The following is a 13,180-nucleotide window of genomic DNA, read 5'->3' on the forward strand; positions in this document are numbered from 1 at the left end:
ATCTGCCCCGTCTTCTACAGCACATTTGGCTTCAAAGGCTTTTGCTCTCTTGGACATGGCCCCAAGAGGAAATCCCACCACGGAACAAACCTTAACATCACTTCCTGCTAAAGATTTTTTTACCAAAGGAACATAAACACTGTTCACGCAAACAGAGGCGAAGCCATGCTCTCTAGCCTCTTGACAATAGCGGACTACCACATCCTTCCCCGCCTCCGGCTTTAACATAGTATGATCAATCTTTTTCGCAATATCCATCGAATCCTCCTAATTTATCATTCTTATATGCTCAACATTGTAAATATGTAGTTCATTATAACAAAAAATCAGGTAGTGTGAACAATAACACACTACCTGGTTTTATAGTTCTGCATAAAGCTTGTTATTTCCGTCCATGCCATCTTGGAATAAGGGGCAATCTGAGCCCGTCTGTACTTAGTGAAAGCAAGTGAAATGTAGCTTGAACTTAGTACAGCTACGAGGCGAAGTTAGCGAGAGCGTGCCCCTGTTTCAAGGTGGCATGGAAGGAAATGCTAAGATATTTATCAGAACTCCCTACGCCTGCTCTCTGATTTTGTTCTGCGCCACCGTCAGCATCAGCTTGATTCTGTTCAGCTGATTTACCTCGGAAGCTCCTGCATCATAGTCCACTGCAATGATATTGGCACCGGGGTTATGACGCTTTAATTCCTTGATTACACCCTTACCTACGATGTGGTTGGGGAGGCAGCCAAAGGGCTGGGTACAAACAATATTGTCCACACCCTCATCAATCAGCTCCAGCATTTCTCCGGTTAAAAACCATCCTTCACCGGTCTGATTTCCTAAGGAAACATACTGTCTTGCCTTGACCGCCAGTTCTCGTATATCTCCGGGAGCAGTGAAGTGCTTGGACTTTTCCAGTTCCTTTCTTGCGGTCTTTCGGAAGGATTCCAAAAGGCTGATGGCAATATTACAGAAGGTCTTTCCTTTCCAGGAAGCGCCCAGATTCTCATACTTAAAGTTCTGGTTATAGAAACAGTAGAGCAAGAAGTCCATAAGATCCGGCATTACCGCCTCAGCCCCTTCCTTTTCCAAAAGCTCTACAATATGGTTATTGGCAAGAGGAGAGAACTTTACCAGAATTTCTCCCACAATACCAACCTTTGGCTTCTTTAAATTTGTGTTCATGGGCAGGGAATCAAAATCTCTAATAATACCCTTTACGTTTTTTCCAAACTCCAGGAAAGGAATATTTTTCTTGGAAAGACTTTCCTGACAGATCTTCTTCCACTTTTGGTGTAAAGCCTCTGCGGAACCCTCCTGCAACTCGTAGGGACGGGTGCTGTAAAGAAGACGCATAAAAAGGTCTCCGTAAACAATTCCCTGCATTGCCTTAGTGAGAAGCGGAATGGTCATGGTAAAGCCGGGAGTAGATTCCATACCGTTGGCATTTAAGGAAATAACCGGAATCTGTCCCATGCCCGCCTTGTCCAAAGCTCTACGGATAAAGCCGATATAGTTGGAGGCACGACAGCCTCCTCCGGTCTGGGACATAATAACCGCTGTCTTTTCCAAATCGTACTTTCCGGAAAGTAGAGCCTCCATAACCTGTCCTACCACGATAATGGAGGGGTAGCAGGAGTCGTTGTTTACATACTGTAGTCCGGTATCGATGGCGGAACGGTTGTCATTGTCCAAAACCACCAGATTATAGCCCTCGGAACGAATGGCCGGCTCAATCAGCTCAAAGTGAAGAGGGGACATCTGAGGACAGAGGATGGTATAGCCCTCCTTCTTCATATCCTTGGTAAAGAGGGTTCTCTTATAGCTTTCGGAACGAAGGGTTCTCTTATAATTCTTTTCAGCTCTCACACGGATAGCCGCAAGGAGAGAACGAATACGGATTCTGGCTGCTCCCAGGTTATTTACCTCGTCAATCTTTAATACGGTGAAAATCTTATCGGAGCCGTTCAAAATATCCTTGGCCTGATCTACCGTCACCGCATCCAATCCGCAACCGAAGGAGTTTAACTGGATAAAGTCCAGATTTTCCTGGGCCTTGACAAAGGCTGCGGCCTTATAGAGACGGGAATGATACATCCACTGATCCGTAACAATGATGGGACGTTTTACCTCTGCCAAATGGGAGATGGAGTCCTCCGTTAAAACCGCAAAGTTAAAGGAGGTAATCAGCTCAGGAATACCGTGATGAATTTCAGGATCGGCATGGTAGGGACGACCGGCCAAGACAATGCCTCGATTACCGGTTTTTTCCATCCACATCAGGGTCTCTTCACCCTTCTCCTCAATGTCCTTTCGGGACTGTAAAAGCTCTTCCCAAGCCAGGTGAGCGGCTTCACGAATTTCCTTTTCCGTAAAGTTCCACTCTTTAAACTTTTCTCCGATTTTTTCCAGAGTCCAGTCTCCGGCAGGCTTGATGGAGTCCTGAATATCCTTGGGGTGAACAAAGACCTTGCAAAGCTGGTCCGTTAAAATCTTTTCATTGGTGAAGGCCAGGAAGGGCTTCATAAAGAGAATGCTCTTTTCCTCCAGATTCTCCACATTGTTCTTGATATTTTCCGCATAGGAGGTAACCATGGGGCAGTTGTAATGGTTTCCCGCATCCGGTGTTTCATTTCGCTCATAAGGAATACAGGGATAGAAAATGAACTTCTGATCCTTGGCGATTAGCCATTCAATATGTCCGTGTACCAGCTTGGCAGGGTAACATTCGGACTCGGAAGGAATGGATTCGATACCCATTTCATAAAGCTTTTTGTTGGAAGAGGGGGAAAGCACGGTTCTAAAGCCAAGCTCCTTAAAGAAAATAGCCCAGAAGGGGTAATTTTCATACATATTCAGGACACGGGGAATGCCCACCTCTCCACGCTTAGCTTCTTCTATACTTAATGGCTCATAGCCGAAGATTCTCTTAATCTTGTACTTAAAGAGGTTTGGCACTTCGGATTTTGCCTTTGGCTTTCCTGCACCTCTTTCACAACGGTTTCCGGAGATAAAGCTTCTTCCTCCGCCGAAGTTACTGATGGTCAGTACGCACTTATTGCTGCAAAGCTGGCAACGGCCCATGGTGGTTTCGTATTCCAGATTTACAATCTTATCTAATGGAAGCATAGCGGTCTTTTTGTAGCCGCTGGCATCTAAAAATTCCTTATCCGCTTCTCCGGCCAGAATTTCATTTTCCAGCTTGTCGGTTTCAATGCTGTAACGTTCTCTGGCAATCAGGGCTGCACCGAAGGCACCCATAATGCCGGCAATGTCCGGACGGGTTACATTTTGTCCCAGAATCTGCTCTAAGGCTCTGAGAACGGCATTATTATAGAAGGTTCCACCCTGAACCACGATATGCTTACCAAGCTCCTTGGGATTGGTAACCTTAATAACCTTGTATAAAGCATTCTTTACTACGGAGTAGGCAAGACCTGCGGAAATATCCGCTACGGTAGCGCCCTCCTTCTGAGCCTGCTTTACATTGGAATTCATAAATACGGTACAACGGGAACCTAAATCCGTAGGCGTCTCCGCGAAAAGTGCCTCCTGGGAGAAGTCAATGACGTTATAGCCTAAGGATTTTGCAAAGGTCTCCAGGAAAGAACCGCAACCGGAGGAGCAGGCTTCATTTAACTGCACATTATCCACGGTACCGTCCTTAATATGAATACACTTCATGTCCTGTCCGCCGATGTCCAAGATACAATCCACATCCGGCTCAAAGAAGGATGCGGCATAGTAGTGGGCAATGGTTTCCACCTCTCCCTCGTCCAGCTGGAAGGCGGACTTTAAGAGAGCTTCTCCATAACCGGTAGAGCAGGAGTAGCTGATTTCCGCACCCTCCGGAAGTTTTTCTTTGATTTCCTTCATGGCTCTGATGGCAGTGGCAATGGGGGAACCTTCATTTCCGGAGTAAAAGGTATAAAGCAGTTCACCCTCTTCGGAAATCAAAGCCACCTTGGTGGTAGTGGAACCTGCATCAATTCCCAAGAAGATTTTTCCCTTATAGTTGGATAAGTCTCCTGTAGGCACCTTGGCCTTATCATGACGAGCGATGAAGCTTTGGTAATCCTCTTCTTTTTCAAAGAGACAGTCCATACGTTTAATCTCGCTGTCCATTTCAATGCCGGCACGAAGACTCTTGACCAGGCTTGCCAGAGGAACTTCTTTTGCATTTTCTTCTATACTTAAGGCAGAACCCATGGCGGCAAAGAGGTGAGAATTATCAGGATTGATAATGGCATCTCCCTCCAGCTTTAGAGTACGGATAAAACTGTTTCTTAATTCCGACATAAAGTGGAGCGGGCCTCCTAAGAAGGCAACATTTCCACGGATAGGCTTTCCCTGGGCCAAACCGGAAATGGTCTGATTACATACGGCCTGGAAAATGGAGGCAGCCAAATCTTCTCTGGCAGCGCCTTCATTGATTAGAGGCTGAATATCCGTCTTCGCAAAAACACCGCAGCGGGCTGCGATGGGATAAATCATCTGAAAATTCTTGGCCAATTCATTAAGGCCGGAGGCATCCGTATCCAAAAGAGAAGCCATCTGGTCAATAAAGGAACCGGTACCGCCTGCGCAAATACCGTTCATTCTTTGGTCAATACCGCCCTTGAAGTAGATGATCTTGGCATCCTCTCCCCCAAGCTCGATGGCTACATCCGTCTTAGGATAGAACTCCTTTAAGGAATTTGCCACAGCCACAACCTCCTGACAGAAGGGCTGGCCCATGTGCTTAGCCAAACTCAATCCGCCGGAACCGGTGACCATGCAAGTCAGACTGCAATCTCCCAGTGCTTCCTTTGCTTCCTCCAGTAAATCCGCCAATGTTTCCTGTATATTGGCAAAGTGTCTTCGATAGTCTGAAAAGAGAAGGTTCTTCTCTTGGTCTAAAATGGCGACTTTCACCGTTGTAGAACCGATATCTATTCCCAGTCTATAAGTTCCTGTCATAAATTCACCCTTTTCTATACTTTCTAAGCAAGCTTGTAAAAATCTGCCTTTCTCCCATAGGAAAAAGTTCAAGGATTTACTCTAACACAAAGGGAGGGGGGCAACAATAAAGCCTTTCTAAAAAAATAATAAAAAGAGCTGTGCTTAATAGAATTTTAATAAAAACCATAAGACAATCCTAATTTCATCTTGAAAAAGCCGGGGGAGACAAGTATACTCATGCGGTGCAAGAAGATAGTAAAAGACAACAGTGGAAGAGCGGGAAAAAAGAAATTTGCTCAGCTTGAAAGCGAATCAAAGAAAGGTAGTGAGAATGAATATCTTGGACCGTTTAAATAGAAAGTTCGGACGCTTCGCCATTCCGAATTTAATGCAGTATATTTGTGTGATTTACGGAATAGGCTTTATGATTCAGGTGGTGGCACCGGAAATTTACTATTATTATATGGATTTGGATCCGGAAGCAATTCTCCATGGACATATCTGGCGGATTTTTACATTTTTGTTCTACTTTCCGGCAGGGGGAGGATTTTCCGGCGTGTTTTGGGCCATTATCGGTATTATGGTGTACTATAATATCGGAAAAACGCTGGAATTTCTCTGGGGGAGCTTCCGCTATACGTTTTTTATTGCCTCCGGCATCATCCTTTATAATGTGGTAGGTATACTGATTTATCTGTTTACCGGCGTGTCTTTACAGTTAAATCCCACCTACATGAGCTTCAGTATTTTCTTGGCCTATGCTTTAAGTTTGCCGGATACTATGTTTTACATTTACTTCCTTTTTCCGATTAAGGCCAAGTACCTGGCGGGAATAGAAACGGCGTTGTATTTCTTTTTCTTTTTGACCAGTCCAAATATGGGAGAGAGGGTTTCTATTCTCCTGTCTTTTGCCAATGTTTTGTTGTTCTTCCTCTTGCAGAATCAGGGAAACAATAAAAATATCTTTCACATTAATCGTTATCGATAGGCTTACGTTTTTTGCAAAACTTGTCGATGTGATAGAGTAGAGTCTGAAAATGAGTGGAAAATAGTGAGTGAGTAAAGGAGAAAAAAATGAGAAGAACGAAGATTGTATGTACCATGGGACCCAATGAAAATGATTATGAGCTGTTGCTTAAGCTGGCAAAGACCATGGATGTGGCTCGTTTTAACTTTTCCCATGGAAACCATGAGGAGCATTTGAGCAGATTGGAAATGCTTCGGAAGGCCAGAAAAGAAGTGGGAAGACCTATTGCCGCTCTTTTGGATACCAAGGGACCGGAAATCCGTACCGGTGTTTTGGAGGGAGGCAATAAGATTACCCTTCAAGAGGGAGATGAGATTACCCTGACCACCGAGGAAGTCGTTGGCACAAAGCAGAAAATTTATATCAACTACGAGCACCTTCATGAAGATGTAAAGCCCGGAAATGTGATTTTGATCGATGATGGTTTAATCGGGTTAGAGGTACTTTCCGTTAACGGACAGGAAATTCATTGTAAGGTAACCAACGGAGGAGAGCTTGGGGAAAGAAAGGGTGTGAATGTACCTAATGTTCCGATTCAGCTTCCTTCCATCACGGAGAAGGACATCGAGGATATTCGCTTTGGTATTTCCGAAGAGTTTGATTTCATTGCCGCTTCCTTTGTACGTTCCGCAGATGCCATTCGGCAGATTCGTGCATTGCTGGATGAAGCAGGATCTCAGATGAAGATTATCGCTAAGATTGAGTCCCAGGAGGGATTGGATAATCTGGATTCCATCATTGATGAGGCAGACGGAATCATGGTGGCAAGAGGAGACTTGGGCGTAGAAGTGGAAGCTCGCCGTCTTCCTCATTTGCAGAAGGAGATTATCGAAAAATGTAATTTCCATGGAAAGCTGGTTATTACGGCAACCCAGATGCTGGATTCCATGATCAGAAATCCAAGACCTACCAGAGCGGAGGTTACCGACGTAGCCAATGCGGTAAACAACGGTACGGATGCTGTAATGCTCTCCGGAGAAACCGCTAACGGTAAGTACCCTGTAGAGGCTGCGGAGACCATGGCTTCCATCGTGGAATATTCCGAGCAGTTCTTGGATTACAAGCAGTTTAAGACAAGACTTGTGGAGAGAACCGTATATGAAAGCATTGGAAATGCGGTTTGCGCGGCTTCCGTAACCACCGCTCACGAGCTTCATGCCAAGGCTATTGTGGCGCCTACACTTACCGGTATTACCGCTTCCATGATTGCAAAATATCGTCCCAGAACTCATATCTTCGCCCTTTCTCCCAGTCAGGTAACCACCAGACAGATGATGCTGTACTGGGGAGTAACTCCGGTTTGGGCAAGACGTGCGGAAACCACCGACGAGTTGTTTGAAAGTTCTTTAGAAGAGCTGAAGAGCATGGGCTATGTAGATTCCGGAGACCTTTGTATCATTACTGCAGGAGTGCTCAATCGTCTCTTAAAGCAGCAGGTTGCCAACAGCACCAATATTATGCGAGTTATGGTTGTTCCTAAATAAGATTTCACAGGATTCTCACTTGAAAAGTCCCTTCCTTATGTTTAAGATAGGAAGGGACTTTTTTTATTTTTAATGAGTATCTCATTTTTCGAAATTGATAAAGTAGGATGTATGGAGTAGGAGAAAAGATGAAAAATGCGTATGTAAGTAAAGAACAAGTGGAAGCAATCGCCAAGGAATATCCCACACCTTTTTATCTGTATGACGAAAAGGGAATTCGGGATACTGCCCGAAAGCTGTATAAGGCCTTCTCCTGGAATCCGGGCTTTAAAGAGTACTTTGCCATTAAGGCAACCCCCAATACTGCTATTTTACGGATTTTAAAGGAAGAAGGTTGCGGGGTAGACTGCTCCTCTAAAGTGGAATTGACCATGGCCGAGGCTTGTGGTTTCAAAGGACAAGAAATTATGTTTTCCTCCAACGACACTCCGGAAGAGGAATATATCTTTGCCAAGGAGCTGGGAGGAATCATTAACTTGGATGATTTTTCCAATATTGCGGAAGTGGAAGAAACCCTGGGAACCCTGCCCAAAACCATGAGTTTGCGTTTTAATCCCGGAGGCTATTTTAAAATTGCCAATACTATTATGGATAATCCGGAAGAAGCCAAGTTCGGCATGACAGAGGCTCAGATTCTGGAGGGCTATAAAATTTTAAAGGAAAAGGGTGTAGAACATTTCGGAATCCATGCTTTTCTTGCCTCCAATACTGTAAGCAATGAGTATTACCCGGTTTTGGCAAGACAGCTTTTTCAGTTGGTGGTACGGATTAAGAAGGAGCTTGGGATTTCTCTGGATTTTGTCAATCTTTCCGGAGGAATCGGCATTCCCTATCGTCCGGAGCAGGAACCCAATGACATTCTCCTGATCGGACAGGGCGTTAAGGAGGTTTTTGAAGAAATTTTAGTACCGAACGGTCTTGGACATATCCGCCTTTGCACGGAGCTGGGACGTTTTATGCTGGCACCCTACGGGGCTTTGATTACCAAGGTGATTCATTTTAAGGAGACCTACAGACACTATGCAGGGGTGGATGCCTGTGCGGCAAATCTGATGCGTCCTGCCATGTATGATGCTTATCATCATATTACGGTGCTGGGAAAAGAAGAGGAAAAAGAGACGAAGACCTATGATGTAGTCGGTTCTCTTTGTGAAAATAATGATAAGTTTGCGAAAAACAGAGAGTTGCCGGTACTGGAAAAGGGAGACTACCTTTTCTTCCACGATGCGGGAGCCCACGGTTTTGCCATGGGATACAATTACAACGGAAAGCTTTGGTGTGCAGAGCTTCTCTTGAAAGAAGACGGTACAGTAAAGTATATCAGAAGAGCCCAGAGGGATACGGATTATTTTGCCACCCTGGATATTGATGAGGATTTTCAGAAGTATTTACAGAACAGAAAGTAGGAATTATGGCATTGAAGAAAAAAGCTGTAACAGGAATGAAGGATATTTTACCGGAGGAGATGGCCATCCGGCAGAGAATTCTTTCCGCAATCAGACGGGTTTACGGACGCTTCGGCTTTACGGAGATTGAAACCCCCATCGTAGAGCATTTGGAAAATCTTCTCAGTAAGCAGGGAGGAGACAATGAAAAGCTGATTTTTAAGGTGGAGAAGCGAGGGGAGAAGCTGAAGGAAGCCATTGAGAAGGGGGATTTTGAGGCCCTTTCCGATGCAGGGCTTCGGTATGACTTGACCCTGCCTCTTTCCCGTTTTTATGCGGAGAATCAGGCGAAGCTTCCCAGTCCCTTTAAGGCCTTACAGATTGGACCTGTATTCAGGGCTGATCGTCCTCAAAAGGGAAGATTTCGGGAGTTTTGGCAATGCGATATTGATATTTTCGGAGATTCCTCCTTTCTTTCGGAGATAGATTTGCTTTTGGCTATGGGAACCCTGTTACAGGAAATCGGTTTTGGAGAACAGTATCCCTTCTATATCGTGGTAAATGACAGAGAAATTCTGAAAGCAATGCAACGCTATGCAGGATTTCCGGAGGGGGATTTTGAACAGATTTCCATTATCCTGGATAAGGAAGATAAGATTGGAAGAGACGGGGTAAAGGGGGAACTGGCAGGTCTTGGCTATTCCGAGGAGCAGATTTCCCGCTATACCGAGCTTTTGGATCAGGTTTCCGGAAAGAAGGAAGACCTCCTTTCTCTTGGGGAAAAGCTAAAGGATGTTTTAGAGGAAGGTATTTGCCAAAACCTTTATAAGATTATGGATTTGGTGGAAATCTCCGGAAAGGGAAAGATTCCTCTTCGTTTTGATCCCAGTCTTGTGCGAGGCATGGGCTATTATACCGGGCCGATTTTCGAAGTGCGTTCCACATTATTTTCCGGCTCTATCGGCGGAGGCGGTCGTTATGACAAGATGGTAGGAAAGTTTACCGGTATCGATACCCCTGCAGTGGGATTTTCCATCGGCTTTGAGCGAATCATCACCATTCTTATGGAAGGGGAGGCTTCGGAAGTTAGGGCGGAAAAGAAGGCGATTCTTCTGGAGAAGGATTTAGAGGAAGAAGAATTGAAGAAGGCCTTACTGGATGCCATGGAGAGAAGAGCAAAGGGAGAAGTGGTACTGCTTTCCCAAATGAATAAAAATAAGAAATTCCAGAAGGAGCAGCTGAGCAAGGAAGGCTACAGCGAGTTTATAGAATATTTTTCAAAAGCTTAAATAGGAAAATGGAGTTAAGATCTTTAGGAAATGGGACATTTCTGGAAGCGAATCCGCTAAGCTGTTGCAAGAAAAGATTGAGAGGGTAAAGTTATGGCTGAGTCAATGAGAGGTTTACACAGAACCGCAAGATGCGGAGAATTGGGAGAGGAGTATATCGGAAAAACGGTCTGCATGATGGGCTGGGTACAGAAGTCCAGAAATAAGGGAGGTCTTATTTTTACAGACCTTAGAGACCGTTCCGGAATCCTACAGATTCTTTTTGAGGAAAGTGAATGCGGTGCAGAGGTTTTTGAAAAGGCCTCCAAGCTAAGAGCGGAGTTTGTTATTGCGGTAGAAGGAGAGCTTCGAAGCAGAGGAAAGGATGCCAATGCCAGCCTTGCTACCGGAGCTGTGGAGCTGGTAGCAAAAAGCTTGAGAATCCTGGCAGAGGCGGAGACTCCTCCCTTCCCCATTGAAGAAGACAGCAAGACCAAGGAAGACTTACGCTTAAAGTACCGTTATCTGGATTTGAGAAGACCGGATTTGGCGAAGAGAATTATGACACGGGCCAGACTTTCCCAGCTGATTCGTGCCTTTTTGTCCCAGGAAGGATTCTTGGAGATTGAAACACCTACATTGATTAAGTCCACCCCTGAGGGAGCCAGAGACTTCCTGGTGCCATCTCGCCTGCATCAGGGTTCCTTCTATGCCCTGCCCCAGTCTCCTCAGCTTTTAAAGCAGCTCTTAATGGTTTCCGGTATGGATCGTTATTTCCAGCTGGCAAGATGCTATCGTGATGAGGATTTAAGAGCGGACCGTCAGCCTGAGTTTACCCAGGTGGATATGGAGCTGTCTTTCGTGGATATGGAAGACGTGTTGGAAGTGAACGAGAGACTTTTACAGTATATTTTCAAGGAAATCTGTCAGGTGGACATTTCTCTTCCTTTACAGAGAATGACCTGGATTGATGCTATGGAAAATTACGGTTCCGATAAGCCGGATCTTCGTTTTGACCTGCCGTTACTGGAGTGTACCGAGGCGGTACGGGGTTGCGGCTTCTCCGTATTCAGCCAGTGCGTGGAAAATGGCGGTAAGGTCAAGGGTATTCTTTTAAAGGGACAGGCCTCCATGCCCAGAAAGAAGATTGACAGCTATGTGGAGCTGGTAAAGGGCTATCAGGCAAAGGGCTTGGCCTGGTTCGGCTATGCAGAGGACGGCTCCGTAAAGTCTTCCTTTGCCAAGTTTATGTCCGAGGAGGATATAAAGAGATTAACAGAGGCTACAGGCTTAGAGCAGGGAGATCTTCTCTTCTTGGTATCCGATGAGAAGAAGCAGGTGGTATGGAACAGCCTTGGAGCTTTACGTCTTGCTTTAGGAAAGGATTTGGACTTAATTCAGAAGGGACAGTGGAAGTTCCTCTGGGTTACCGAGTTCCCCATGTTTGAATATTCCGAGGAATTGGGAAGATATCAGGCCATGCATCACCCCTTCACCATGCCTATGGAAGAAGACCTTCCCTTGGTGGATGAAGAGGATTTGTCCAAGGTTAGAGCCAAGGCCTACGATATTGTTTTGAACGGAACGGAGCTGGGTGGCGGTTCTGTCAGAATTCACCAGTCTCATGTTCAGGAGAAAATGTTGGAAAAGCTTGGCTTTACGAAGGAAAGAGCCACTGAGCAGTTTGGTTTCTTATTGGAAGCCTTTCAGTACGGTGTACCTCCCCATGCAGGTCTTGCCTACGGCTTAGACCGTTTGGCGATGTGGATGGTGGGCGCGGAGAGCATCCGCGATGTCATTGCTTTTCCGAAGGGAAAGGACGGTTCCGATGCTATGATGGATGCACCGGCAGAGGTCTTTGATCCCCAGCAGCTAAAGGATTTGCACATTGCTATTACAGAAGAGTAAGTGCAGCTTATAGCTTTACAAATATTTCCGTGTCTTTTGGACTTTTAAAGAGAAAATAGAGCTAAGCTAAAGAGGAATATATGCTCAGCCCAGGCTTTGCTTGAGTTTTAGGAGGAATAGGTGAGGAAAGAGGAATTTATTCGGGAACTGGTTTTAGAATTAAAGCAAAATGTTTCGGAACAAGTTATTCTGGAGCAAAAACGTTTTTATGAAGAGTACATCCTGACGGAAGTGCGGGGTGGAAAAACCGAGGAAGAAGTTATTGCTTCCCTTTCTGAGCCAAGGCTTTTGGCAAAAAGCATTATTGATGCTGCAGAGGCGGGAGGAGATCATGTAGCCAGAAGCACTCCTTTCCGTTATGCGGAAAGTGAGATTAACTATGCCTCCGACGAAGAGGATTTACAATATAAGGGAGCGGAAGAAGATAGCAGACAGTCTCAATCCTTTAGGGAAAAGACAGGCTATACCCAATATAAAGAAGAGGACATTCGGCAGGATAGACAGTCGGCCTTTGAAAATGCAGGAGGACCCCGTATCATTCCTGTCAGTCCCTTAGGCTGTGTGATTTCTCTTGTGATTTTCTTCCTGATTATCGGGGGAATTATCGCGGTTTTTGCGGGAATCATTTCCGCTTTGGCACCGATTTTACTCCCTGTACTTGCGGTGGCGGTAATCCTTTGGATTTTGGCATACCTTTTTCGATAGGAGGGAAGATGCAAAGAATGGAACTGGTGGTACCCTGCCACTTTGGACTGGAAGCAGTCTGTAAAAAAGAAATTCAGGATTTGGGTTATGATGTGCATACCGTTAGCGACGGAAAGGTGCATTTTATCGGAGATGCGGAGGCTATCGTCCGTGCCAACATTTTCCTGAGAACAGGGGAAAGAGTTTTATTAAAGCTGGGCTCCTTCCATGCGGAATCCTACGAGGATTTGTTTCAGGGTACCAAGGCCCTTCCGTTGGAAGAGTATCTGCCAAAGGATGCCTCCTTCTGGGTGACCAAGGCCAGCTCCGTGAAATCCAAGCTGTTTTCGCCCAGAGATATTCAGTCCGTAATGAAGAAAGCCATGGTTGACCGGATGGCATCCTACTATCATCAGAGTTTTTTTGAGGAGCACGGAGCCAAGTACCCCTTCCGTGTTTCTCTGTATAAGGATGAGGTTTTGCTTTGTCTGGACACCA

At 45.4% G+C, this 13,180-nt stretch carries 7 protein-coding genes and 2 pseudogenes; 7 read left to right on the top strand and 2 right to left on the bottom strand.

Translation table 11 applies throughout. The annotated features are described in order from the left end of the window. Positions 1 to 258: pseudogene (locus RDQ32_RS09165) on the bottom strand (2-deoxyribose-5-phosphate aldolase); the annotation flags it as partial. A gap of 297 nt (positions 259 to 555) precedes the next feature. After that, the gene (locus tag RDQ32_RS09170) at positions 556 to 4,944 is read right to left on the bottom strand and encodes an acyl-CoA dehydratase activase-related protein (protein ID WP_308580154.1); all 4,389 of its coding nucleotides are present in this window, start codon (positions 4,942 to 4,944) and stop codon (positions 556 to 558) included. Positions 4,945 to 5,257: 313 nt separating this feature from the next. Between RDQ32_RS09170 and RDQ32_RS09175 the strand changes: the two genes are divergently transcribed. The 7 genes and pseudogenes from RDQ32_RS09175 to RDQ32_RS09205 all read left to right on the top strand — a co-directional run. Beyond that, positions 5,258 to 5,914 carry a hypothetical protein gene (locus RDQ32_RS09175; RefSeq protein WP_183684122.1) on the top strand — a complete coding sequence of 219 codons (657 nt, stop codon included), beginning with the start codon at positions 5,258 to 5,260 and terminating at the stop codon, positions 5,912 to 5,914. Positions 5,915 to 6,000: 86 nt separating this feature from the next. Beyond that, positions 6,001 to 7,437, top strand: a complete 1,437-nt coding sequence (gene pyk, locus RDQ32_RS09180; protein WP_308580155.1) for a pyruvate kinase — start codon at positions 6,001 to 6,003, stop codon at positions 7,435 to 7,437. Positions 7,438 to 7,565: 128 nt separating this feature from the next. Beyond that, positions 7,566 to 8,843, top strand: coding sequence for a diaminopimelate decarboxylase (locus RDQ32_RS09185; RefSeq protein ID WP_308580156.1), 1,278 nt, complete (start codon positions 7,566 to 7,568; stop codon positions 8,841 to 8,843). Positions 8,844 to 8,848: 5 nt separating this feature from the next. Continuing rightward, positions 8,849 to 10,111, top strand: a complete 1,263-nt coding sequence (gene hisS / locus RDQ32_RS09190) for a histidine--tRNA ligase (RefSeq protein ID WP_308580157.1) — start codon at positions 8,849 to 8,851, stop codon at positions 10,109 to 10,111. A gap of 93 nt (positions 10,112 to 10,204) precedes the next feature. Next, entirely contained in the window at positions 10,205 to 11,998 is a 1,794-nt protein-coding gene (aspS, locus tag RDQ32_RS09195) for an aspartate--tRNA ligase (RefSeq protein WP_308580158.1), read from the top strand. 120 nt (positions 11,999 to 12,118) lie between these two features. Next, entirely contained in the window at positions 12,119 to 12,703 is a 585-nt protein-coding gene (locus RDQ32_RS09200) for a hypothetical protein (RefSeq protein WP_308580159.1), read from the top strand. A gap of 8 nt (positions 12,704 to 12,711) precedes the next feature. Further along, positions 12,712 to 13,180, top strand: a pseudogene (locus tag RDQ32_RS09205) (THUMP domain-containing protein); the annotation flags it as partial.

Source organism: uncultured Oribacterium sp. (assembly GCF_902481605.1).
GTDB classification, from domain to species: Bacteria; Bacillota; Clostridia; order Lachnospirales; family Lachnospiraceae; genus Oribacterium; species Oribacterium sinus.